Below are 22773 nucleotides of genomic sequence, written 5' to 3'. Positions count from 1 at the left end.
GTTGATTAAAATAAATGAAGAAAATCATTACGTAGTATATCTGCGATATTAAAGATAGCTATACAAGATATATTCGCCAACTCATGCTTATTGGCGAATATAGTGGTTATAACTATTGCATTTTAACGTTTACTTGCTGGCATTCAGCTTAGGATTTGGTGGGTTTATCCTCATCAATGTCATAAGCCATTGTTGCATCAGGCATGAGGCTCTCTGATTCAGTAGTTTCATGTAACCACTCACGCCAAATTGCCAAGAGAATTGCAAGAATGACAGGGCCAATAAACAGTCCAACCAGTCCAAAACTTGCTAATCCACCAAGTACACCAAACATGATCAACAAGAACGGAATCTTGGTTGCACCTGAAATAACCAAAGGTCGAATCACATTATCAGCAGTACTGACAATACAAACACCCCAAGCCATTACACCAATTGCTTCCATGGTTTGACCTTGTGAGAAAAGCCATAATGAAACTGCACCATAAGCAACAGGAGGGCCGAATGGAATCAGTGCCATCAAGAACGTCACAATGGTAAGGACCATTGGATTGGGTACACCTGCAACAAAATAACTCACACCAGCAAGAAATGCTTGAGCAACGGCAGTTAAACCAACACCATAAACCACAGCCCGAGTCGTCTCAGAAATGGTATCAAGATAATGGTGAATACGTGGACCAATTAACATTTGTAAGGCTTTACTGACTTGCTCCAAAATGGTTTGACCATCTCGGTAGAAGAAGAATAAAGACATGATTGCAAAACCTAGCTTAACCAGATTTTTGGTAATTTCGTTCAAGACGAATTTACCATAGTTCATATGGCCTTGAATCCAAAGACCAATGGTTTGTGAAAGGCTGGTAGGATCAGCATTAATTTCACGTACAGTACGGCTAACTTCTTTGCCGATGATGGGGAGTTCACGGATAAAGTCTGGAACAGTCAAATGACCTGAAGATAATTGGCGTTGGAGGTCGAAATAAAGATTTCGTCCTTCATGTTGTAAAATAAAAATGGCAAAAGTCAGTGGAATTCCAACCACCAAAACCACCAGCGTAATCATGAGTGATGCACTGAGGGTAGGTCGATTCGAACCAAACATTCTTAAGATGCGTTTGTACATTGGCCAAGTCATATAGGCAATAATACAGGCCCATAACACAGGTACAATGAAGTATTTGAGAATATCGTAACCTAGAAAAATAAGGATAAACAATAATCCAAACAATAAGATACGTTGTAAGTTCGAAGTGAAATCTTGCACGAATTACTCTAAAAATTGTGAGTGATTGACTCAATATTAACTGAAAAATAAAGTGTGGCAAATTTTAACCCTACTTTATCTGATCTTTATTGAATTGGTTTTAGAACCAATCGCTTGGATCGTCTATTAAAGCATCAAGTAAGGGTTGCCATTGTTCTTGAATGGTTAAAAAGTTCTTTTGGGTTTTATCAAAAACGTTTAAACCTTGCATCGCCAATTGGCTATAGGCAGTACGTTCGGATATCCATGCAACAGGTTTTTGTTCGATTTTATCAAAGAATTGCTGAATATCTTTCGAGCTAGAGCTGTTGGCTTTCATTCGGTTGGCAACCAGATATACAGAAACTTTGCCTTTACGAATTTTTTTAATGTCTTGGATGTGTTTAAGGAAACGTCGAGTACTGTCGATATCAAAAAAAGAAGGTTGTAGCGGAGTGACTACAGCATGGCACTCACTAATCAGTTGTTCTGCATGTTCACCAGTTAAGGCACCTGGTGCATCAATCACTAAATAATCTAGGTTTTTAGGTGCATCACCAATTGATTTTTCATGACGCCAATCCAGACTTTGAATTGTTGCTGCAGTGTTAGGGCGTTGCTTTAACCATTGCAGTGCAGATTTTTGTCCATCTGCATCAGCCAAGGCCACTTTATAGCCTTTTTGTGCAAGCGCTGTCGCTAATGTTATTGCTGTAATTGTTTTCCCACAACCGCCTTTTAAATTTGCAACAAGTATTGTTTTCATGATTGATCAATTAAGTCTGTAAGCTAACCTTCACCTTACTTTAGCATTAATTTTTAGCATATAGGTTATACATGACAAAACTTTAGTAGTTGTTTACATTGTGCAAGATATCGAGTTAAAGGAAAAAGCATGTCCATCTGGATGGCGATGTTAATTGGTGCGTGTATTGGCATCGTTTTAACCACAATCGTGTTATCAAGTACGCGTAATGGCAAAATAAAAGCAGAGTACGAACAGTATATTGCTGAGTTGGAGTTAGAGCATCAGCAGGCTTTAGCAAGCGCGCAAAAGCGTAGTGTAAATACCAGTCGTGCTGTGCTGAAAGGCAAAATGGCGGAACAACTTGCACCAATCATGCCTGAGTTTCGTTATTTACCCAGTGATGCCAAGTTCTTAGGTGATCCTATTGATTATGTCGTGTTTGATGGTTATACCGATTTTCGAGATGGTGAAGGTTTGGCAGAGGATATTGAAGTGGTGTTGATTGATATTAAGAGTGGTGGGGCACGTTTGACTAAAGGACAGCAAGCGATTGCTCAAGCAATTCATGATGGGCGAGTACGCTTTGAAACGATTCGGATTGATTTTCAAGATTAGAGGATAAAAGTGTAATTGAGTGTGCAGCTTTTGGATTAAAGCAATTGTATGGAAAAAATAAATTATTTGATTATAAAAAGGCTTGCAATGCCATACTTTACAATCAAAGTTAAAGTATCTTGGCGTAGGTGATGCCTCACTTTTCGTAAGGGATACCAAACCTTGCGCTAAAAAACCGTGCTTTGTTTTTGTTCAATGGGCGAGGTGTATGTCCTGTAACCCCGCTCAACGGTGACATCTCTGTCGTCCCAGTAGGGGAGGTAGGATAACTATCTAGGATTCAAAAATACAAAAACTTATTCATTGCTAAAAACCTTTAAAAGTTCATACAAAAACATAAGCTTCATTGATGATCAATAACTTGATGAAAATCACTTATCTGAATAATGAGGTGGTTTGACTATCTCAAATTTTCTATTAAATTTATCTATTCTATTAAACCACGAAAGCTTAGAGCTTGTGTGCTCTGGCCATAAACATACGCCGTCCAATTTTTGGCAGATCTTCAGCATCAAAATAATATTTTTCAGAAAACTTAAAATTGGCATTTAAAAGTTCAAGTTCAATATTACGGTTTAAGTGGCAACCATCGGCAATAATCTTTTGTATAGGGGTTAAAATATCTTGCAATTTTTTTAGGGTGCTATTGTCATGATATTGAACATGTTCAATTAGATGTAGTGTACCTTGAGGTTTTAAAACCCGATGAATTTCTTGAATGGCTTTATCTAAATTGGCAATACTGCACATAGTCCATGTACTGACGATATTCTCGACTGAATTATCTGCAAAAGGTAACTTTTCGGCACTGGCTTGAATATGTTGTACATGAAAGGGTGCATCAAATACCCGTTTCTGAGCAAGTTGGTATACATCGCGGTTTGGTTCAAGTGCATAAACTTGATCAACCTCTTGGTAAAATGGCAGGTTTAAACCTGTGCCAAAACCGATTTCTAAGACTTCACCTCGAACTTTTCCAAGTAATTCTGCACGTCCATCCATCATGCTGGGTGTTTGCATCACTTGATTGAGTAAATGCGGGAAGATACGTTGTTGGTAAAATCTATAAATCATAATTTTATGCAATTAGATGGGGATAAGCTAAATTCTAACCAAAGCATACTTTGAATATAAGACAAAAATAGGACGAAATCTCTGTATTTTGTTACCGAAACTCGATTTTTATTTTAAGTTTTTATATTAATACTAGGATTATAGATTTTGTACAATTTTAACTGTGGTTTGAGGAGCATATTATGAGTAAAAAGTTAATCTGTGCAGCGTTGATGGCACTGAGTACTTTTCAGGTATATGCTTTTCAATCTACTGATTCCTCTAAAGTTTCAACAAGTAACCCAGCATTTAATATTGCCAATGGTTTGGCGCCAATAGATCAACATCAGAAAATTTCTGTTTTAGAACCCTTTCATGGGGAGTTTCGGATTCTCGGTTCAAAAGAATATAAAGATGATGAGCAAGCAAAATTTTCTCCAATTGATTATGCGGTAACTCGTGGTTTATTTACTGAACCTGAAATTGCCCGCCAGATTTCAATCAATCAATATGACCGTTTCTTAAATTGGAAAATGGCTCGACCACCCATTCCAGCTCAATTAGCAACTCAATTGGTCAGTAACATGCATATTATCCCGGCTAATCCTAAAATTGCTCAGCAAATCAAACAGGTAAAGCGCGGGGATCTCGTTCGCTTAACAGGCGATTTGGTCCAAGTGAATGATAAAGATTTGGTGTGGAAATCTGCTTTAGATTGGAATGGTGTGGGGGATGGGGCGTGTAAACTGATTCGTGTAAATTCTATTCAGTGGTTGGAAAAGCAAAATATCTAAATTCAAATTGAGCCACATCAGAGAAGATGATAAGGTTTGCTATAATTTTAGCCAATTTGATCATAAAGAGTGTGATAAATGAAAGGTTTAGTGGGTTTTACTTTGTTGTTTTGCAGTTTGGGCTTAGTCGCTTGTCAAAGTTCAAGTCCTACAGTGGAAGGTAAAACACATGAGTATACATTGAAACAAAAGTGCCCAACTTTGATGGATATGAAAGTAGGTGAGGTACTTGTTTTCAATGCACCTGAAAATCCTAGCACAGGTTATCAATGGCAGTTATTACAACCACTTAAAATTTTTAAAACAGAAGAAACCTATTTGCAAAATGACAGTGAAGAGGGGGCAGTGGGTGTAGGTGGAACAAAAACTTTCCGGTTTAAAGCTGAAAAACCAGGACAAGACTATATTGAATTGGTGCATATTCGTTCATGGGAGTCTTCAAAACAACCTGATCAACAATGGCGTTGTCGCATTCGAGTTTCTTAGCATTGAGTTTTAATCTTGATCAGCGTTTCTGCTTTTGTGCGATCTGTTAGCGCACAAGAGCAGATTAAAGCATTTGTTTTTTTATCTTTTATCGGTCAATTGTTTCCAATGATCAAGTTGCTCATCAGCACTTAACATTTCTCCCATACCTTTGACTGCATCACTTGGATTTTTCAGTTCCCCATCTGCAGATTGCTTTTTCTCATCATAGACTTTGGCTTGATTTTCCCAATATTGATAGCGTAACCCTTGAATATAGCGTCCTTGTTCGGTTTTTAGATCCAGCTCTTTGAGCATATTCAGTGCAGATTCAATACCATCACGTTTAAGCTGACGATCTATTTCTTCAGTAAGGCTTCCATCAGAAGCACGTTTTTTAAGATCAGCTTCTAAAGCATTATTATTTTCAGTAAATTTTTGATCATATTCTTCAAGCAATGCAATATCGTGAGCATCGTCTGGTGTACTTGGAAAGGTTTTAATCGGTTTGGTTTTCAATTGATCCATGATCTCTTGAGAGGCATCTTTGGGTTCAGATGAATTATTCTGCTGTGGGCTATCTTTAGGAGAACATGCTGCCATGAAAACGACTGATGTGAGTAAACCTGAAAGGAGTAAAGGGCGAAGTATTAAATTCATGATAAACATTCCTCATTAAAGCGTTTCGATTAGCGCAGTTTCCTAAAGTTATAAACATAGGTAACGTAAGGGAAGTCTATTTCATCTTGCGCATGTTTACCCGTATATTCCAAGACAATATGTTCGAATTTGTGTTTTAGCTTGAGTTGTTCTTGTTTAGACATCGCAGCAATAAAACTGGTGGATAATAATCGCTTGCTCACTACATTTTCTACGGTTCCAGTTTGTACTTGTGAAAAGACTTTGGCTGTTTCAAGTTGGAATAAAAATTGATTTTCAAACACCAATTTCCACTGGCCACTATGGTAACGTGGCGTGTCATCTTCGATTGTTGCGAGCAAATCTGCCAATGCTTTAACCCAGTCTATCGTCTCATCACGCTGGTTCCAGACCAAACCAAGATGACCATTCTGTTTTAAAATATGGTGAATTTCATTCAAAGTTTCAATATTGGCAAACCAGTGAAATGACTGCGCGCACAAAACAGCATCAATACTTTCAGATTTTAACGGAATTTGATCACTCTTTGCTTGAAGCGTTTGCACATCAGGATGTACTATTTTCAATTGTTCCAACATTTCTGTGACGGGCTCGACAGCAATAATATTGGTCGTTGCTTGTTTGAGGTAAGGGAGAAATTTTCCAGTACCTGCGCCTAAGTCAACAACACTTGAATCTGAGCCAAGGGCTAAATCTTCTTTTAACCATTTGACCACATCTTGTGGGTAATTGGGTCTGACTTGTTGATAAAGTTCTGCAGCAGTACTGAAGCCTTTTTGAGCAGCAGGATGTAAGGAATGTGTCATATTTTGCGCTTTTTTATCTGACTAGACTCTATAAAATATGACACTTGATGCAATCAATAGGCAAGTGCCTATTTATTTAATTTCAGCCAATGATAGAGCTAATGCTCGGTGTGCGAATGGATAAGCAAATAATTTTTGAAGATGATCATATTAGAGCAATCTATTTACAAGGCGATTCTGACACTTTAGTTCTGTCATTTGGTGACTTGATTTCTAGAGCCAAAGGACTTTCCATCAATGCTGAAAAGTCTTTGATGAAATATAACTATGCTGTGGTCGGGATTATGCCAAAACAGAAGTCTTGGTTTCCTGCTTCAAGCATGGTGGCATTGTTAGAGCACCTAGATCCCATTTTAAAACAATTTAAAAATATCGTGGGTTATGGCGGTTCGATGGGTGGCTATGCGCCAATCAAATATGCCAAAGCTTTAAAAATGAATCGTGTTGTTGCCATGGTTCCGCAATATTCTATCGACCCTTTAGAGGTTGAGGACAAGCGTTATACAGATTTCTATGATGCTGAATTAAATGCGGATATGCGTATTCAGGCACAAGATATCGTTGCCGACTGTGAATACATCATTGTTTATGACCCTTATTTTGAAAATGATAAAGAACATTATTTAAAAATTAAGCCATTGATCCCTCAATTGCATACGTTACATTTACCGTATACTGGTCATGATGCGATTGCAGTTTTAGCCAACTCTGCGTTACTGCATGATTTTATTGAACGTGAATACGATCAAACTTATTTTTATAAGCAGATTCGTGAAGTAAAGAAAAACAGCAAATTTTATTATCGAAGTGTGATTGCTCACTTATTGGGGACACATAACGAAGCTTTGGGTAAAATTCTAAAAGGTACAGATATTCAACTGGATAGTACTTTCTTTGATGCCAGTTTAAAGCAGACCATTACGCGTATTTTATTGACCAATAAGCGAGTGGATGAGCAAGATTTGCAGAAACTGGGTATTCAAGTCAATTTTGCTTTTGAAGATAAAACTCAGCTACAAGACAGTTTTGGCAATATTTTAGTATTTAACGTGATCACACAAAAGCTAGAAAGCTATGATCAACAAGTAATTGATGTGAATGGGAAATATATCATTCCATTACATGTTGAAAACAATGGTTTGGCACAGGTAGAAATCAAAAAGCAGACCTATTTGATTTGTATGAATGATCGCCGTGTGACCAAATTATTTAAGCAAGATGAAGCTTTGTCTTTGGATATGAATCCCATTGTGATTAAAAAAACCACTGACTTTTATGTGTTGACCTATAAAAACTTTTATATGAGTTGCGATATTCAAGGTTTGGTGAGTTTTGATGATGAAAGCTTAAATGAGTTTTGCCACTTTAAGGTTGCTTAAAGTCAGCGGTTGAGATGGAACACCATTTGGTGTCTAACGATTTCACATTTGAGCCAATTAAATAGACAGATACAGCTTTAGTTACATTGCCTTAAATAGGTGGTTGGAAATAACGCACTATATTTTTTAAATTCATTTTGAACCTCTAAGTCACTGACTTTATAGACTTCGCTGGAATGTTGATAAATATCAGTCACTGCTGCCAGAGAACCTTCTTCACCGTTTTTATAATGATAACGGAAGGTTTTTTGCGTGGCATGGAGCAGTTTTTGCTTCATGGATGGTTGATGAAGGAAGGTATAATTAAACACACGATTTTCCATTTCCAAATAATATCGAGCTTGAATACGACAACCCCGATTTAATTTAATCAGTTTAAATTCATTTCCCTCAGAACTTCTAAACCCAGCTTCGTCCACATTATTCATCGACTGTAAAACATATGCTTTTGCATAGACTGGTGAATATAAGCCAAAACAAAGCAGAGCGAGCATAAGTGACAGATAAGCTGTCCAATTCATTGTAAGATCTTTTTTTTGATTGTTTAATTCACTATAAGGCGTAATCAGGTGTTTTAAAATATAAAAGATCCATGCCAAAGGTTTTTATCAACGAATAAGACGAAGATATCAGTTATCAAGTTTAGAACCTACGATTCGCTCGTTTAAACGTCCCAAAGTCATTAAAACGGACCCCATTTGCTTGCATCACTGGATAGCAGTCTTGGGCAATGGCTTGACGAATATAAAATGGATCACGTACAACAAAATGGTGAATCGCATGTGTACCAGCAAAGTTAAAACAAAAGGCCTGTAAAGGTTTCATCCGCCAATCTGTCCAGACCTGACACTGCTGAACGATATTGCCATCTTCAACATCGCCATAATAATGCATATTGGAACTGGTAAAATGCAGACTTAAGGTGCGTAAGAAATTTGGTGCTGCAATGCTAACGGCATAAAACTTTGTGGTTTTGTCTGCAAGTCTCCATACGCTATTTTTAGGTTGCGCTATGCCCGCGGCTTTCATTGCCAATTTGGCAGCATTGATCAATAAGAAACCATGCCATAAGGCATAATGAATATGTCCAAAGGGTGCATAACTCGCAGAAAGTTTTGCTTTTAATTTGAGTTTAGCGGCTTGGGATAAATGCTTTTGCGCATGAATAAAACGCTTGGTGGTTTTCATCATGGTGATGGGGCGTAAATAGATCGCCAACATATTGTCACCAGTCATCAGCAAACGTTTTAAGCCCCATTGATCACCATTGTTAATACCGCGTTCTTCTAAATCTGTTTTAGTACCCGATGATTTGTGGTGATGTAAATGTACCTCGCGACGTATCCACGGGTTCACGGTACTAGGGCGAAAGGCGTAAACGGCTGCCAACATGGCATCATTGATTTTTTTGTTTTTACGGTAATACATTTGGTGAATAAGATCATGCTCTAGTTCATGTAAGAGCGACATCCAAAATGCAGAAAGCGGAATTGCCACGTACCAAGGCATTTTCCCACGAGTGTATTGTGTTATATTGAAAATAATCCCTGTTACAGCTGTTGCAAGGATGGCTAGGCCAATTTGGTCTTGGTGCTGAACCAGCCAAGGATGACGTTCGCGTAATTGATTTCCAGCTTCCAAAATTGCTTTGCGAATTCGGTGGCTACGTTGTTCATCTTCTGGATCAGCAAAAAGTTTAGTTTTGCTTTGTATGGACATTTGTACATCGGAAAGGGGTAAATTCATCTCCGGTTTCCTCTATATTTTTGTAGTACTACAAGGAAGTTTTTAAAACCAACATTTGTTGGTTTTTATGAGAGATTATCTGATGATTAAAATAACGTCAACGTCAGTTTTAAAAAAAATGACGAAAAAGGTGAGTCAACCAAAACAAGAACGTTCCCAAAAAAGAATGGATAAGATGCTGGCAACCACGCAAGAGTTACTGTTATCCATTGGAATTGAAAAGATTTCGATTCCCGAGATTGCCAATGCATCTGGCGTTCCACGGACCAGTATTTATCAATTCTTTCCGACGAAATACGATATTTTTCGTCACATTGCACTGACGCATTTAAACGATTTAGTTAAACAACTCGGACAGGCGGCTGTTCGAGTGTTGACGGAAAATCCAAATGCACCGATAGAAGTATACGGGCAGTTACTCTCAGAAAGTATGATTCGTACCACAGCCAAATATTTTAATGAATCTGAAACAGCAAGCTTGTTGATTTTAAGTGGACCTTTTACCCGCCAAGCTTATCTGGAATACCAAATAGAATTAAAAAAAGTCAGTCATGGCGTACGAAAAGCACTGGAAATGATTAAAGTGGATGAATATGTACCTCAAGAGCCAGATACATTGACGATTTTAATGGAATTGGTTTTTACTTGTATGAAGCATGGTTATTACAACGAAAGCTATATTTCTGAAGCCATTATTCAAGAGGCCTACCGTATGACCAATGCATACTTACTGGCTTTAAAGAATAATTCTTTTGGTTTTCCAGAAGCATCTGCTTCATAAGCGTAAAACTGGCTCTCTATCATTAAGGAAAAGCAATGAAAGCTGTATTTTTAGATTATGAATCTTTAGATAAACAGGATTTGGATTTTAGTCAGCTAAAAGCAGCTTTTGATGACTTAATACTTTATCCATCGACCACAGCAGAGCAAGTTCTAGCACGCATTCAACATGTAGACGTGGTGATCAGCAACAAAGTGATTGTGAATGCTGATGCGATGGAGCAATGTAAAAATTTAAAATTAATTTTGATTTCGGCCACGGGGACCAACAATATTGATTTAGATTTTGCACGATCAAAAGGTATTGTCGTGTGTAATTGTCAGGGCTATGGCACATCTGCAGTTGCACAGCATACACTGACGTTAATGTTGGCATTAGCGACATCTTTACTCAAATATGAGCATGCAGTTAAACAAGGCGAATGGAACAAATCGCCAATTTTCTGCTTACTGGATTTTCCAATTGTTGAATTATCTGGGAAAACTCTTGGCATCATTGGTTATGGTGAGCTGGGTCAAGCGGTTGCCAAGTTGGCAGAAGCTTTTGGGATGAAAATTTTGGTCGCATCATTACCCAATCGACCAACGCATAAGGATCGAATACCTTTTGCCGAATTGCTTGCGCAAGTCGATTTTCTTTCTCTGCATTGTCCTCTAACAGATGAAACACGTGATTTAATTGATAGCCAAGCATTTGATAAAATGAAAAAATCTGCATTTTTAATCAATTGTGCCCGCGGTGGTATCGTTAATGAACAGGCTTTGGCCGATGCATTAAGACAAGGCAAAATTGCAGGTGCGGCAACTGATGTACTTTCTGTCGAACCGCCGACACACGGAAATGTATTACTAGCAGAAGATATTCCAAACCTGATTATCACACCGCATAGTGCGTGGGGCAGTGTAGATGCACGTCAACGTATTGTGAATCAAATGCTTGAAAATGTTGAAGCATTTAAGCAGGGTAAAGTGATTCGTCAAGTGAATGAATAAAGGCCCTAATTTAAAAGCACAATTAAAAAAAGGTGCGATTAAAAGGTAGAGTTAAAAACATTATTAAATAGCGATATTCGTTTTACTGCTATCACCTTGAGCATAGGTAGCGCAAGGTGTGGCGTGCTAAGAATTAAGTGTGTTTAACTGATTATCTTGGTACACCAACCTCATCATCTGTTGAACTTTGCGTATTGGTTGATTTGGTATCTTTTAAACCTGTGGTATTGGTGTTGACATCACGCTTTTGCTTCTCGATTGGTAATGACTGTTTTTTAATTTCAGGTTCTTCTTGCCCATTGTTGGGTAATTGATTTTGAACTGCGGGTTGAACAGGTTGTGTGGTGATCGGCGTATTTTGAACGTTTGCTGTAGTTGCAGCAGTTACAGTATTCGTCGTATTGGGTGTGGTCGAAGACTGACTTAAACTGCCTTGTTCAATCGGTACATTTAAACTGGTTTTACCCATTACTCGATCTTTGGTTTGCTCAACCTTTTTTACCGCAGTATCGATGCCTTGGCGGGTACTATCACGAGCCTCGGTGGTTTTTTCAGTGGTATATTTTTTGGTATTTTCAATGGTTTCATCCAAAGACGGTTTAATTTTTTGAATTCCTTTTTCGGTCGCATCACCTACTTTTTCAGCGGTATTCTGTACAGCTTCACCGGTCTTATGTGCCAATACTTTAAAAATATTTGGATTATCACCATATGGCTGGGTTTGATTTTGAGTATTGGTTTGCGCATAGAGTGATGGTGTTGCAAGTATTGCAGTGATCACACATAGACTTTTGATCATCTTCATGATGTTTTGATCCCTTTATGATGATTGTAGCGATTCGCTCAGTGTAGATTGGGGTTATCATACTGTTTTATTTAGATAAAAAGTAAAATTGAAAGAAGAATCCTACAGCAAGAAAACATATGTATACATTGCATAGCATATTACTGGCTGATGTATAAGAAAAGCTCACCTGAGTGAGCTTTTCTAAATGGGCATTAAGTTTAAATTATTTTGTAGCAACCTTAGCGTCTGTAGATACGGCGACTTTAGCGCTACCTACTGGTGTTTTTACATGGGTTTGTGAATTTACTTTTGCACCTGTATTTGCTGGTTTAGGTTTAACTAGATCTTTGGTTTTCTGCCAAGTTTTACTTGTTGCTGATTTGGTTTTGTCTTTTACTTTAACCGCTGCTTCTTTGGTGTTATGCCCAGCTTCAGAACTTAGTTTTTTGGTATTCTCCCACGCACCTTTCGTTGCAACTTTACCTTTGTCTATGCCTGTTTCCACACCCGTTCCAACTTTATCAGCAGCATGTTTAGTGCCGTCCCATGCATCTTTAGAAACATCACGGGTCTTATCGACACCTTTTTCTACACCTGTCCCGACTTTATCAGCAACATTTTTAGTGCCATCCCATGCCTCTTTAGAAACATCACGGGTCTTATCGACACCTTTTTCAATTCCTGTACCTACTTTAGCAGCAGTATTCTTAGTGCCATCCCAAGCGTCTTTAGACACATCACGGGTTTTATCAACACCTTTTTCAATTCCATTACCAACTTTATCTGCAGTGTTATGGATACCTTGACCAATGTTGCTTAGAATGCCTCCATTGGTTCCGACTTCAGCAGAAGCATTTGCACTTACATCTGTATTGGCAAAAAGAGGAGAGCTGGCAAGAAGTGCTGTGGCGATCACTGTTGTTTTAAGCATTTTCATAATTAGTTTTATCCTGTACCTGAATGAGTTCAAGTTTGAGTGTTGCCTATAATAATGTGAAATATGTATAAAAATAGTCTTTGAGATAAAACAGCAACAGCTTATCTACAGAGTTTTAACAATAGTGTAAGAATTGTGAATGAATGTTACGACTAAACGTGTTTGGGAGTCTTTGCAATTTTTATTTTTTAAATTCTGATGCTTATAAGAATGTGAGAATGATGATAAAAGAATTTTCTGTAATAATTTCCAGCTTGTTATTAAAACAAAAACGACATAAGCTTTGGGTTAAATTGTTGATTTAATCATCATAATGAAAAATATAATAATCCTGATATTTCTCACCTTTATATTGAGTTTAAAACCGAGTTTTGCCTGTGGTTGTGGCGATGAACTGTCTTCCAGCCATCAAATAATGGGTTGGGGCATTATGGGCGCGGTATTTTTAATTTACTTGATTCCAAGCTTTTATTTTGCAAAATATTTTAAGAAATATCAGCTATTTATTGGGCATTTGATTTTGCCCCATGTGCTAATAATTGCAATGCTATACACAATGATGAATTCGTTTAAATTGGGATTAAATCCAATTTATTATTGGTTTGCTAATTACCTTCCAAATAGTTTCATTTTTGCTGTGATTGGATTGATTGGCGTTCTCATTTGGATATATCCTGTGAATTATGTGGCTAAAAGAGCGAAATAACTTTGTATTTAGCCCTTTTAGCTTCAACGAAGTATTAAAGCGAAGTACTGAGATTAATTACATTTTTCAAGATTTGATATTTTAAAGTTATTTTTAAGTGAGTTGAAGTTTTTTTGCTTTTCAGCATCTTTTGGGTCAAAAACAGTTTGTTTATTTTCGACTTCAGCATCTACATTTGAAAATGCAGAGATGAGCTGATCACCTTTAAAAATCCAATGTTCTGTGGCTTTACCCGTTTCAAAGTTGCCAGTAAATTCGATGACACAGTTGTCTGTTTGTTTGATGAGTTTGGCAAGGTTATGTTTTGTGCTTGGTTCAGCAGAGATATTTTTATGTTGTTCTAAAACAGTTGGAGCGTTTGGATTGGTGAGTGTGGTTGAGCAGGCGGTGAGAGTGATCACTATTAAAGGTATAGATAATAATATTTTAGAATTCATATGCTTTTGATCTTAAACTTAACTTGATCAATTGAGTCTATACAATGTATTGGGAATATTTAGTTTTAGATTGTTAATTTTTATTGTTATGTTTTCATTTATTTATGCGTTTTGGAAAGCGAAAACTAAAAATAAACCCGCTCGGAAGCGGGTTATAATTTATATTTCTACTTAGTGCTGTAACACCGAAATATCTGCAACGCTTGTAAACAAGTCACGTAACTGTGCAAGTAAACGTAAACGGTTTGCTTTGAGTTCTGCATCATCTGCCATCACCATCACATTCTCAAAGAATGCATCAATCGGTGCACGAAGCGCAGCCAACTTAGAAAGCGCAGTGGTGTAGTCTTTCGCGTCCAAAAGTGGTTGAACTGCAGGTTTGATATTTTGAATCTCGGTATAAAGCGCCTTTTCAGCATCTTCAACTAATTTAGCTTCAACAATCTCACCTGTAGGTGCAGCTTCTTTTGCCAAGATATTGGCAACACGCTTATTGGCAGCAGCCAAAGCAGCAGCTTCTGGCAAGTCACGGAAATGATTTACCGCCGTCACACGCTTGTCAAAATCAAGTGGAGATTTTGGCGAAAGTGCTTGAACAGCCTGAATCACATCAACAGCAACACCTTGGTCTTCGTACTTAGCACGGTAACGACCTTCAAGGAATGCGACAGCATCGGCTAAAGTCTTCGTATGATCTTTCAATACATCACCATAAGCAGCCAAAGCAAGCTTGATCAGTTTTTCAATCGAAACATCAAGATTATTTTCAATCACCAAACGTAAGATACCAATCGCAGAGCGACGTAAAGCAAATGGATCTTTCGAACCCGTCGGTGCTTGACCAATCCCGAAAATACCTGTGAGGGTATCTAAACGATCAGCAAGGGCAATGGTTGTACCTGTTTTCGTTTTTGGTAGAACATCGCCAGCAAACTTAGGTAAATATTGCTCACCTAAAGCTTCAGCAACTTCATCATTTTCGCCTTCAATACGTGCGTAATAAGTTCCCGCGATTCCTTGAAGTTCAGGGAATTCACCGACTAACTCTGAAGTTAAGTCGCATTTTGCAAGCAGTGCAGCTTTTTCAGCATCAGTAGGATTTGCACTGGTGATTGCAGATAACGCCACAGCCAATTTTGCAATACGTTCAGACTTGTTCCAAAGTGTGCCCAATTGTGCTTGGAAGACCATATTGGCTAATTTTTCTTTGCGAGAAGCAAGTGGTTGCTTTTGGTCTTGTAAGAAGAAAAACTCTGCATCAGACAAACGAGGGCGTACCACTTTTTCATTACCCTCAATGATTTGAGTCGGATCTTTAGACTCAATATTGGAAACAGTAATGAAATAAGGCTGTAATTTATGCGCTGCATTGACCAAGCAGAAATACTTCTGGTTGTCTTGCATCGTGGTAATCAAAGCTTCTTGAGGTACGGCAAGGAAACGTTCTTCAAAGCTTGCACGTAACGCAACAGGCCATTCAACCAATGCAGTGACTTCATCACGCAGGTCCGCAGGAACGATGGCAATCGCATTAACTTCATCAGCCAAAGCTTTAACTTGTTGGTCAATGATCGCTTGACGCTCTTCAAAAGAAGCCACGACATGTGCTGCTTTTAATTTCGGCAAATAATCATCTGAGTTGGTTAATGAAATCGCTTCAGGGGCATGGAAACGGTGACCATAGGTCAGATTGCCCGCTTTATGATCCTGAATCGTTGCATCAATCACATCATTGTCTTTTAACAAGACCACCCATTTCACTGGGCGAACAAATTCAGTCCGGCTTGCCGCAGAACGCATACGTTTTGCGATGGGTAAGTTATCCAGTGCGGTTTGTAAAATTTGTGGAAGTAAAGCGTCAAGACTTTGACCTTTCACATCTTTTAAATAACAAACTTTTTCAACTTTACCCGCTTGGAAAGTTGATACTTGATCCGCAGTAATGCCTTGACCACGCATAAAGCCTTCTAAGGCTTTGGTTGGTTTGCCTTCTGCATCATAAGCCGCTTGTAGGGCAGGACCATCAAAACGCTTTTGAGTGTCTGCTTGTGCACCATCGACATTGACAATTTTTAATGCCAAACGACGTGGTGCTGCATAAGCTTCAATTGAATCAAATGCCAAACCAGCGTCTTTTAAACCTTTAACCGTTTCAGCTTGTAATGCATCACGTAAGGTCTTTAAGCTTTTAGGTGGTAATTCTTCACAGCCAAGTTCGAATAAAACGGTATGTTTAGACATTATTTATTCTCCTCAGCTTTTGCTTCTGCTTCAACTTGTGCCTTTAACTGTGCAAGCACTTCGTCACGTAAATGCGGTTCAGCCATTGGGAAACCGAGTTTGGCACGAGCAGCCACATAGCTTTGTGCAATAGAGCGTGCCAAAGTACGCACACGTAAAATATAACGTTGACGTTCAGTGACAGAAATAGCACCACGTGCATCGAGTAAGTTAAAGCTGTGTGATGCTTTGATGACTTGCTCATATGCTGGAAGTGGAAGTTCCGCTTCCATTAAACGGGTTGCTTCAGCTTCATAAAAATCGAAGAGCTCAAACATTTTTTCAACGTTGGCATATTCAAAGTTATAAGTTGATTGCTCTACTTCGTTTTGATGGAATACATCACCGTAGGTGACTGTACCAAATTGGCCTTTGGTCCAAACTAAATCATAAACTGAATCGACGCCTTGTAAGTACATTGCTAGACGTTCAAGGCCGTAAGTAATTTCACCTGTGACTGGGTAGCATTCAACCCCACCAACTTGTTGGAAGTAAGTAAACTGAGTCACTTCCATACCGTTTAACCACACTTCCCAACCTAAGCCCCAAGCGCCCAATGTTGGAGATTCCCAGTTGTCTTCTACAAAACGAATGTCATGTGTAAGCGTGTCAATACCAATCGCTTCTAAAGAGTCTAGATACAGTTGTTGGATATTGTCAGGATTCGGTTTAAGCACCACTTGGAATTGATAGTAGTGTTGTAAACGGTTTGGGTTTTCGCCATAACGGCCGTCTTTAGGACGACGTGAGGGTTGAACGTATGCTGCGTTCCATGTTTCTGGCCCAAGCGCACGTAAGAATGTTGCAGTGTGGAATGTCCCTGCGCCCATTTCCATATCGTAAGGTTGTAACACCACACAACCTTGTTCAGCCCAGTAGTTTTGTAAGGCAAGAATTAAGCCTTGGAATGTATCAATATGCGATATGGCGCGACTCATGCAGCATCCACTATAAGTATTAGAAAAAATTGGTTCTAAGTATAAGGATTTTGGGGAGGTGTGGCAAAGGTTAGTCTATAAATATTGATTCTTATCGCAGATCAACTTATGTGCATTTTTTCAGATTTTCTTTTGAGATAAAACTTTTCATTTCTTTGGCCTCTTTTCTTATTTTCATTTCCTCAATGTGTTCTTCAATTTTTGCATCTGAAGCATCGCTATTGATTACGGGTTCCGAGCTTGAATTTTCAGATATTAAAATGAGATCTTCCCTAAAAAAAGCCCAATCTTTTTCTATTGTGGGTGTTTTTTTAGAAGTGGTTTTTGCTTTTAAGATACAGATTTTATCTTTTTTAATTAGGGTAAGTTCAAGTGTGCTTGATGGTTCGCCCGTCATTGTAATTTGCTTTGTTTCTAAAATTACGGGTTCATTTGATGTACTACATGCAGCAAGGAAAAACGAAGAAGTTAAAATGATGAAATGGGTTATTTTGTTCATTGGTAAAATTAAATAAGTTAAATTATATATTTGATATTAACATAAAAAATTTATATTCATGAACTTTGTAAAGGTAGAGAGCGCTTCAAAAGCTGAATGTCGGAAGTTCATCATGACGATGTCACAATGCTTCATTCAATGTTAAGTAAATGAATTATTTAGAAATCATAGGGGCGAATTTAGAGGATGATAAAATGCACAAGATCATTATTGGGCTGTAACAAAATTAGAAAGGGCTAATTAAAACTTAATTTTCAAACTGCAGGGTTTTTCAATGCTAGCGGTTCCTGTCAAAATATTGAATAATTTGTTTTAAAATAAAATTAACTAATTGAATTATTTTATATATAATTTGAAAAATACTTTTTTAGAAATTTATAAATTTAATTTTTATATCAAAATGAGCAATCTTAATATGAAAAAATTCAATTATTTTATGTGCATAGCGACTTTAGGTTTTATATCTACAACATCAAGTTATGCAGTAAATATAGAAGAAGCCCCTTGTTTCGCCCCACAAACAGCGCCTATTTTTAAAGAGTTTTATCAAATAAATAAAGGATTTGATCAAAAAGTATTGTGGGAGTTGTATGTTCAATCACCCATAGAAGGTTATCCAAATGCAAAAATGATTAATCAAACTTTAGAGACTTTATTTGGTCAATTGGGGCTCTCAGAAGAACAGAAAAAGCAGATGAAACCGACCCAAAAAGATGTATCTGAAGTAGAGCCTGAAGAATTAGAAGCCTATAACCTAATGGTTAAAGCACAAAAATTATATTACGGCGATAAAGTTGCTATTGATCAACAACAGGCTTTTGAGTTGCTGCTTGATGCAGTTGGAAAGAGAAATTCAGAAGCCTATATTTTCTACCCTGTACTTAATCAGCATTGTGCTGATCCAGATAGAAAAGAAACAGCAGTTCGTATATTTCATACCATCGAAAAACACATGGGGGATAATGATGATTATCCAACTCCAATATGGGCATATTTAAGTTATGCCTATGCGTATGGTATAGGCACAGAGGTGAATGAAGCAAAGGCTTTAAAATATTGGAAAAAAGCTTGGCGTATCTATTCGTTACAATTTGATGCAGGTGGTTTTGTCGGTTTTATGATGGGACAAATGGCAGAACAAAAGCCTTATTTAAAAGCACATTTGGGTGAAGCTATGAATTATTACAAAATTGCGACCCGAGCAGATGAAAATAACATTCCAGCACAACAGGCAATTGTAAGATTATTAAAAACGGATAAAAAGTTTGAAGATCTGACTTATGAAATAGAGTTATTTGAAGAAACTGAAAACGCAAAGCATGATCAAGACCCAAAATCTGCTTATTTTACTTTGTCAGAATTATATGCTCAGGAGCAGTGGAAAATTTACAATCCTCAACTTTCAATGGAGTGGTTGGCAAAAGCAGCTGAAGCAGGGCATGAACGCGCACAGTTGAACCTACCACTCTATTATGAGCAAGGGAATTTGATCAAGGCAGATCCAAAAAGAGCGATGGAGTTGTATCAAAAATATTATGAACACGACAATATATTAGTGGGTATCTACTTTTTAGATCGTTTGGAAAATGGAATCAAAGGCATTGGTAAAAATCCTGAAAAAGCGAAGTTAGTTCGTGAAGATTTAACTAAAAAATATCATGCTTTAGGACAAACAGGTGAGATTCCAAAACCTGAAGATTTGCGATTAATGCAGCGAATGTATTAAAAACTTTCTTTAGCAAAGATTAGTCTTGAGTCATGGCTCACTAATCTGAGCTATATCTAAAACTTAATGTTCAATCCATAATCCTTTTTCAATGCCAATAAAGCCTCAGCATTGCCTTTGGCATCGTCAACAGGGTTATGGGTATGTGCTGTTTTGCGTAAATGCTTAAAACTTTGAAAGCTATCTTTGACCAGTCCTTTATACAAACAGCCTAAATTTTGTGAACTAAATCCAAACGGATTACTGCCAGTAAAATGATGAAAGTACCAACAGACAAACATCCAGTCAAAACCATTATTATCGCTAATAAAAATAGGGCGATCTTTACTGACTTTGCTCACCCACTTGGCAAAGTCTTTCATAACATGCTCAGGATTGTTAAAGCTTAGGGTATCTTCACGACTAAAGCCTGAAACTGCGAGAGCTTGAGGAATATAATTCTCGGAAATTGGTTTAAGTAAACCGTAGAATTGTTGATGTAAGTGATCTTCGACCAACACTGCACCTAGCGCAATCATTGAGTAATCACCGGGAATTGGACCATCTGCTTCGATGTCCACCTTAATATAAGCCATATATTTTCCTTATTTTAAGATATTGTTTTTATGCTGGAAGTCATTATAAATGATGATTTTAATCGCTGACAAACTTTATCGGTATTTTGCTTTTTTAATATTTATAGCTTATAAATTATTGAATAAATTTAAAACATTTTTAAATCATTGATTATGCAAAAAGTACAGAAAAACAAACTTTGGCTAAGCCTTCTCCTTATTGTATTGGCAGTTATTTCTATTCCTGCAATTCACCTTTTTAAAACAAAAATCAATGAGCAACAAGGAATTGAGCATATTACTAAAGGCTATCGGGATGATGCCAGTCATCTTAATTTGACAAAAGTGCATAAAATTGTGGATGTTGAAAGTACACCCGAAGTGATTCAACGACAGCTTAAAACTTTGCTTAAATATGCAGCTGAACATCATCTAAAAGTCTCGATTGCAGGGGCTAAGCACAGTATGGGCGGGCATACGATTTACCCTGATGGTATAGCACTGAATATGTTGCCCTATAACCATATGAGCTTTGATGAGAAAACTAATATTCTCACGATTGGCTCGGGTGCAACATGGGAAGAGGCCCTTCGGTATCTAGACCGCTATGGCAAATCAATCGCAGTGATGCAATCTTTTAGTAATTTCTCGATTGGCGGTTCAATCAGTGTCAATGGGCATGGATGGCAAAAGAATTCACCCCCGATTTCATCCAGTGTTGAATCATTTACCTTGATGAATGCAGAGGGAGATATTGTAAAATGTAGTCGTACAAAACATCCTGAACTATTTAAATTGGTGATTGGTGGCTATGGATTATTTGGCATTATTCTCGATGTAAAATTAAAAGTTGTTGATAATGTTGCTTTAACATTTCAATCAATTTCAGTTTTACCTGAAGACTATGTAAAGGCGTACCAAAAGATTGTCAGTAATAATCCAAATGTACAATTTGCTTATGGTCGTTTACGTATTTCAGATAAACATTTTTTACAGCAGGCAACCTTAAACTATTTTGAAAAAATTGATAAAAAACCTTTGGCATTATCACAACAACAAAGTAAAAATGCTGAAACCAAGCGAATTGTGTTTCGTGGTTCTGTTGATAGTGAATACGGCAAACGGCTACGTTGGGATCTAGAAAGTAGTCTGAATTCAGTATCGCCTTATGCGACATTTAGTCGTAATGAAATTCTCAGTGAAGATGCCGCCTTGATTGAAAATAAAGATATCCATTCAACCGATCTATTGCATGAATATTTTATTCCAAAGCAGCACTTGGCTCAGTTTATTCAAGATCTCAAGCCCGTTTTAAAAACTAAAAAAGTGGATCTACTCAATATCACGATTCGTGAAGTTGAACATGATCATGATGCATTTATGAATTATGCCCGAGAGGATGTTTTTGGCTTGGTGTTTCTGTTTAATCAAAAGAAGACTGCACAACAAGAGCAGGATATGCAACAACTGACTCAGCAATTGGTTGATATTACACTTAAAAATCAAGGCACATTTTATTTGCCTTATCGCTTACATGTGAGTCGCGACAAGATGCGTTTAGCCTATCCGCAAACGGATGCTTTTTTTAGTTTGAAGAAAAAATATGATCCAGAGGAGATTTTTAGTAATCAGTTCTATCTACATTATCGTGAGTCGTGAATGATGGTCTGGAAAATACTTTTAATAAACCCCAATAACAGCACCCTGCAAATACAGAAATTGCATAAAAAAACCAATCGCTCAATAGTTTCCATAGTGGTGTAGGCAATGATCCAGTAAAAACAAGATAGCCAATGATGTTGACAATTAACCACATCAATAGTGAACCGACGAAAATACTGAAAAAATTAAGCCAATACTGATGTGCAAGCCAAAGTGAAATGACATAAGCAACTGGAATGACTATAACGCAATAAATCAGATAAACGATTAAGCTAATACCAAATATTGTGAGTAGAGACTGTATATCATATTGATGATTCATAAAAAGGAAAAACGCGACCAATAGGATTAAGCTCAGACTGGGTGCTAAAAACAAAGCCTTTAAAATCGATTTATTGCTATATTGAGTCATGATCAAAACAATAAAGGAATAAATATGATAAAAGCATGCATAATCATGATGATTTTATCTACAACTATTTGTTCAATATCGGCTTATGCAGAACAGAGTGTTGCTTCACCCGATGTATATAACCAATGTGTTGAACAAACTATCGAAAAACTGGCTTTAGGAAACATCAACAATGCTGTGGTTGAATCGTGTAGTAATCAGAGTAGGGCATATTATGAAAAGGAAATTGTCAAAGTTCTCGATCAGATCAAAAAACAGAGCCAGATAGACCATCAGCAAGAACGTTATAACGATATCATGAAATCACAACGCTTATGGAAAGCTTATGTTGATCAGGAGTGCCAAAATGCTGGAAGCTATATTGGTTCACCCATGTATGAGTTTTGTCCAATGCAAGAATATGGGAAAAGACTTGATCAATTGACTGAATATGCTCAGTGAAAAATCAGTGGATGAGAAATATCCTTGGAAAATTTATCCATTTAAGATAGATAATAAATATATCTTATAATCACAACATCGTATAATTCACACTTTAAAACGTGTTAAA

Annotated in this window: 24 protein-coding genes; 10 read left to right on the top strand and 14 right to left on the bottom strand. The window is 37.4% G+C overall.

The window, feature by feature from the left end; all coding sequences use genetic code 11:
* Positions 1-148: 148 nt before the first annotated feature.
* Together AC2G3J_RS18035 and AC2G3J_RS18030 are read right to left on the bottom strand one after the other, a co-directional pair.
* Positions 149-1267 carry an AI-2E family transporter gene (locus AC2G3J_RS18035; RefSeq protein WP_336952254.1) on the bottom strand — a complete coding sequence of 373 codons (1119 nt, stop codon included), beginning with the start codon at positions 1265-1267 and terminating at the stop codon, positions 149-151.
* A 100-nt stretch (positions 1268-1367) separates the two neighbouring features.
* A complete protein-coding gene (locus AC2G3J_RS18030) occupies positions 1368-2012 on the bottom strand; it encodes a ParA family protein (RefSeq protein ID WP_336952253.1) in 645 nt (214 codons plus the stop codon).
* Positions 2013-2141: 129 nt separating this feature from the next.
* Here AC2G3J_RS18030 and AC2G3J_RS18025 point away from each other — a divergent pair, with 129 nt between their 5' ends.
* Positions 2142-2609 carry a Holliday junction resolvase-like protein gene (locus AC2G3J_RS18025; RefSeq protein ID WP_336952252.1) on the top strand — a complete coding sequence of 156 codons (468 nt, stop codon included), beginning with the start codon at positions 2142-2144 and terminating at the stop codon, positions 2607-2609.
* 450 nt (positions 2610-3059) lie between these two features.
* Here the strand turns inward: AC2G3J_RS18025 and AC2G3J_RS18020 are convergent, their stop codons facing one another.
* On the bottom strand, positions 3060-3683 hold the full coding sequence (locus AC2G3J_RS18020) for a class I SAM-dependent methyltransferase (RefSeq protein WP_336952251.1): 624 nt from the start codon (positions 3681-3683) through the stop codon (positions 3060-3062).
* 182 nt (positions 3684-3865) lie between these two features.
* On the opposite strand from AC2G3J_RS18020, the gene AC2G3J_RS18015 reads away from it, so the two are divergent.
* Positions 3866-4456 carry a hypothetical protein gene (locus tag AC2G3J_RS18015; protein WP_336952250.1) on the top strand — a complete coding sequence of 197 codons (591 nt, stop codon included), beginning with the start codon at positions 3866-3868 and terminating at the stop codon, positions 4454-4456.
* A gap of 78 nt (positions 4457-4534) precedes the next feature.
* Positions 4535-4942 (top strand): protease inhibitor I42 family protein, encoded by a 408-nt coding sequence (locus tag AC2G3J_RS18010; protein ID WP_336952249.1) that lies wholly within the window; start codon positions 4535-4537, stop codon positions 4940-4942.
* Between the two features lie 81 nt (positions 4943-5023).
* On the opposite strand, the gene AC2G3J_RS18005 is transcribed toward AC2G3J_RS18010, so the two are convergent.
* Both AC2G3J_RS18005 and AC2G3J_RS18000 read right to left on the bottom strand, forming a co-directional pair.
* Positions 5024-5581: a hypothetical protein gene (locus tag AC2G3J_RS18005; RefSeq protein ID WP_336952248.1), complete on the bottom strand. Its 558-nt coding sequence runs from the start codon at positions 5579-5581 to the stop codon at positions 5024-5026.
* Between the two features lie 29 nt (positions 5582-5610).
* Positions 5611-6387 carry a class I SAM-dependent methyltransferase gene (locus AC2G3J_RS18000; protein ID WP_336952246.1) on the bottom strand — a complete coding sequence of 259 codons (777 nt, stop codon included), beginning with the start codon at positions 6385-6387 and terminating at the stop codon, positions 5611-5613.
* An 89-nt stretch (positions 6388-6476) separates the two neighbouring features.
* Between AC2G3J_RS18000 and AC2G3J_RS17995 the strand changes: the two genes are divergently transcribed.
* The gene (locus tag AC2G3J_RS17995; protein WP_483770395.1) at positions 6477-7766 is read left to right on the top strand and encodes a hypothetical protein; all 1290 of its coding nucleotides are present in this window, start codon (positions 6477-6479) and stop codon (positions 7764-7766) included.
* 77 nt (positions 7767-7843) lie between these two features.
* On the opposite strand, the gene AC2G3J_RS17990 is transcribed toward AC2G3J_RS17995, so the two are convergent.
* Both AC2G3J_RS17990 and AC2G3J_RS17985 read right to left on the bottom strand, forming a co-directional pair.
* Complete coding sequence (locus tag AC2G3J_RS17990; RefSeq protein WP_336952243.1) at positions 7844-8287, bottom strand: hypothetical protein; 444 nt, start codon at positions 8285-8287, stop codon at positions 7844-7846.
* Between the two features lie 121 nt (positions 8288-8408).
* The gene (locus AC2G3J_RS17985; RefSeq protein WP_336952242.1) at positions 8409-9512 is read right to left on the bottom strand and encodes a fatty acid desaturase; all 1104 of its coding nucleotides are present in this window, start codon (positions 9510-9512) and stop codon (positions 8409-8411) included.
* An 82-nt stretch (positions 9513-9594) separates the two neighbouring features.
* On the opposite strand from AC2G3J_RS17985, the gene AC2G3J_RS17980 reads away from it, so the two are divergent.
* Together AC2G3J_RS17980 and AC2G3J_RS17975 are read left to right on the top strand one after the other, a co-directional pair.
* A complete protein-coding gene (locus tag AC2G3J_RS17980) occupies positions 9595-10293 on the top strand; it encodes a TetR/AcrR family transcriptional regulator (protein WP_056516975.1) in 699 nt (232 codons plus the stop codon).
* Between the two features lie 35 nt (positions 10294-10328).
* A complete protein-coding gene (locus tag AC2G3J_RS17975; protein WP_483770394.1) occupies positions 10329-11285 on the top strand; it encodes a 2-hydroxyacid dehydrogenase in 957 nt (318 codons plus the stop codon).
* A 151-nt stretch (positions 11286-11436) separates the two neighbouring features.
* On the opposite strand, the gene AC2G3J_RS17970 is transcribed toward AC2G3J_RS17975, so the two are convergent.
* The gene (locus AC2G3J_RS17970) at positions 11437-12090 is read right to left on the bottom strand and encodes a hypothetical protein (RefSeq protein ID WP_483770393.1); all 654 of its coding nucleotides are present in this window, start codon (positions 12088-12090) and stop codon (positions 11437-11439) included.
* Positions 12091-12295: 205 nt separating this feature from the next.
* Complete coding sequence (locus tag AC2G3J_RS17965) at positions 12296-13009, bottom strand: hypothetical protein (RefSeq protein WP_336952239.1); 714 nt, start codon at positions 13007-13009, stop codon at positions 12296-12298.
* A gap of 313 nt (positions 13010-13322) precedes the next feature.
* On the opposite strand from AC2G3J_RS17965, the gene AC2G3J_RS17960 reads away from it, so the two are divergent.
* On the top strand, positions 13323-13715 hold the full coding sequence (locus AC2G3J_RS17960; protein ID WP_336952238.1) for a hypothetical protein: 393 nt from the start codon (positions 13323-13325) through the stop codon (positions 13713-13715).
* 53 nt (positions 13716-13768) lie between these two features.
* Here AC2G3J_RS17960 and AC2G3J_RS17955 read toward each other — a convergent pair whose 3' ends face one another.
* From AC2G3J_RS17955 to AC2G3J_RS17940, 4 genes are all read right to left on the bottom strand, one after another.
* A complete protein-coding gene (locus tag AC2G3J_RS17955) occupies positions 13769-14152 on the bottom strand; it encodes a hypothetical protein (protein WP_419819669.1) in 384 nt (127 codons plus the stop codon).
* 171 nt (positions 14153-14323) lie between these two features.
* Positions 14324-16393: a glycine--tRNA ligase subunit beta gene (glyS, locus tag AC2G3J_RS17950; RefSeq protein WP_483770392.1), complete on the bottom strand. Its 2070-nt coding sequence runs from the start codon at positions 16391-16393 to the stop codon at positions 14324-14326.
* Positions 16393-17370: a glycine--tRNA ligase subunit alpha gene (gene glyQ, locus AC2G3J_RS17945; protein ID WP_004718182.1), complete on the bottom strand. Its 978-nt coding sequence runs from the start codon at positions 17368-17370 to the stop codon at positions 16393-16395. The genes glyS and glyQ overlap by 1 nt, the downstream gene beginning before the upstream one ends.
* A 106-nt stretch (positions 17371-17476) precedes the next feature.
* Positions 17477-17767 carry a hypothetical protein gene (locus AC2G3J_RS17940; RefSeq protein WP_419327032.1) on the bottom strand — a complete coding sequence of 97 codons (291 nt, stop codon included), beginning with the start codon at positions 17765-17767 and terminating at the stop codon, positions 17477-17479.
* A gap of 517 nt (positions 17768-18284) precedes the next feature.
* On the opposite strand from AC2G3J_RS17940, the gene AC2G3J_RS17935 reads away from it, so the two are divergent.
* Positions 18285-19595: a tetratricopeptide repeat protein gene (locus tag AC2G3J_RS17935; RefSeq protein WP_483770391.1), complete on the top strand. Its 1311-nt coding sequence runs from the start codon at positions 18285-18287 to the stop codon at positions 19593-19595.
* Between the two features lie 56 nt (positions 19596-19651).
* On the opposite strand, the gene AC2G3J_RS17930 is transcribed toward AC2G3J_RS17935, so the two are convergent.
* Complete coding sequence (locus tag AC2G3J_RS17930) at positions 19652-20170, bottom strand: exonuclease (protein WP_336952233.1); 519 nt, start codon at positions 20168-20170, stop codon at positions 19652-19654.
* Between the two features lie 153 nt (positions 20171-20323).
* Between AC2G3J_RS17930 and AC2G3J_RS17925 the strand changes: the two genes are divergently transcribed.
* Together AC2G3J_RS17925 and AC2G3J_RS17920 are read left to right on the top strand one after the other, a co-directional pair.
* Positions 20324-21808: an FAD-binding oxidoreductase gene (locus AC2G3J_RS17925; RefSeq protein WP_483770390.1), complete on the top strand. Its 1485-nt coding sequence runs from the start codon at positions 20324-20326 to the stop codon at positions 21806-21808.
* 439 nt (positions 21809-22247) lie between these two features.
* Positions 22248-22664, top strand: a complete 417-nt coding sequence (locus AC2G3J_RS17920) for a lysozyme inhibitor LprI family protein (protein ID WP_419327036.1) — start codon at positions 22248-22250, stop codon at positions 22662-22664.
* Positions 22665-22773: the final 109 nt, after the last annotated feature.

It is taken from the genome of Acinetobacter legionensis (genome assembly GCF_057165765.1).
Note: the sequence above shows the minus strand (reverse complement) of the source record. Positions and strands in the feature narration are given on the sequence as shown.

What these genes read in the sequence shown, in the direction of transcription:
- AC2G3J_RS17965 (WP_336952239.1), bottom strand. Translation starts at nt 13,009, where the DNA reads ATGAAAATGCTTAAAACAACAGTGATCGCCACAGCACTTCTTGCCAGC.
- AC2G3J_RS17920 (WP_419327036.1), top strand. Translation starts at nt 22,248, where the DNA reads ATGATAAAAGCATGCATAATCATGATGATTTTATCTACAACTATTTGT.
- AC2G3J_RS18030 (WP_336952253.1), bottom strand. Translation starts at nt 2,012, where the DNA reads ATGAAAACAATACTTGTTGCAAATTTAAAAGGCGGTTGTGGGAAAACA.
- AC2G3J_RS17975 (WP_483770394.1), top strand. Translation starts at nt 10,329, where the DNA reads ATGAAAGCTGTATTTTTAGATTATGAATCTTTAGATAAACAGGATTTG.
- AC2G3J_RS17985 (WP_336952242.1), bottom strand. Translation starts at nt 9,512, where the DNA reads ATGAATTTACCCCTTTCCGATGTACAAATGTCCATACAAAGCAAAACT.
- AC2G3J_RS18015 (WP_336952250.1), top strand. Translation starts at nt 3,866, where the DNA reads ATGAGTAAAAAGTTAATCTGTGCAGCGTTGATGGCACTGAGTACTTTT.
- AC2G3J_RS18025 (WP_336952252.1), top strand. Translation starts at nt 2,142, where the DNA reads ATGTCCATCTGGATGGCGATGTTAATTGGTGCGTGTATTGGCATCGTT.
- AC2G3J_RS17980 (WP_056516975.1), top strand. Translation starts at nt 9,595, where the DNA reads ATGATTAAAATAACGTCAACGTCAGTTTTAAAAAAAATGACGAAAAAG.
- AC2G3J_RS17935 (WP_483770391.1), top strand. Translation starts at nt 18,285, where the DNA reads ATGAAAAAATTCAATTATTTTATGTGCATAGCGACTTTAGGTTTTATA.
- glyQ (WP_004718182.1), bottom strand. Translation starts at nt 17,370, where the DNA reads ATGAGTCGCGCCATATCGCATATTGATACATTCCAAGGCTTAATTCTT.
- AC2G3J_RS17940 (WP_419327032.1), bottom strand. Translation starts at nt 17,767, where the DNA reads ATGACGGGCGAACCATCAAGCACACTTGAACTTACCCTAATTAAAAAA.
- AC2G3J_RS17930 (WP_336952233.1), bottom strand. Translation starts at nt 20,170, where the DNA reads ATGGCTTATATTAAGGTGGACATCGAAGCAGATGGTCCAATTCCCGGT.
- AC2G3J_RS18000 (WP_336952246.1), bottom strand. Translation starts at nt 6,387, where the DNA reads ATGACACATTCCTTACATCCTGCTGCTCAAAAAGGCTTCAGTACTGCT.
- AC2G3J_RS18005 (WP_336952248.1), bottom strand. Translation starts at nt 5,581, where the DNA reads ATGAATTTAATACTTCGCCCTTTACTCCTTTCAGGTTTACTCACATCA.
- AC2G3J_RS17960 (WP_336952238.1), top strand. Translation starts at nt 13,323, where the DNA reads ATGAAAAATATAATAATCCTGATATTTCTCACCTTTATATTGAGTTTA.
- AC2G3J_RS17955 (WP_419819669.1), bottom strand. Translation starts at nt 14,152, where the DNA reads ATGAATTCTAAAATATTATTATCTATACCTTTAATAGTGATCACTCTC.
- AC2G3J_RS17925 (WP_483770390.1), top strand. Translation starts at nt 20,324, where the DNA reads ATGCAAAAAGTACAGAAAAACAAACTTTGGCTAAGCCTTCTCCTTATT.
- AC2G3J_RS17990 (WP_336952243.1), bottom strand. Translation starts at nt 8,287, where the DNA reads ATGAATTGGACAGCTTATCTGTCACTTATGCTCGCTCTGCTTTGTTTT.
- glyS (WP_483770392.1), bottom strand. Translation starts at nt 16,393, where the DNA reads ATGTCTAAACATACCGTTTTATTCGAACTTGGCTGTGAAGAATTACCA.
- AC2G3J_RS17970 (WP_483770393.1), bottom strand. Translation starts at nt 12,090, where the DNA reads ATGAAGATGATCAAAAGTCTATGTGTGATCACTGCAATACTTGCAACA.
- AC2G3J_RS18010 (WP_336952249.1), top strand. Translation starts at nt 4,535, where the DNA reads ATGAAAGGTTTAGTGGGTTTTACTTTGTTGTTTTGCAGTTTGGGCTTA.
- AC2G3J_RS17995 (WP_483770395.1), top strand. Translation starts at nt 6,477, where the DNA reads ATGATAGAGCTAATGCTCGGTGTGCGAATGGATAAGCAAATAATTTTT.
- AC2G3J_RS18020 (WP_336952251.1), bottom strand. Translation starts at nt 3,683, where the DNA reads ATGATTTATAGATTTTACCAACAACGTATCTTCCCGCATTTACTCAAT.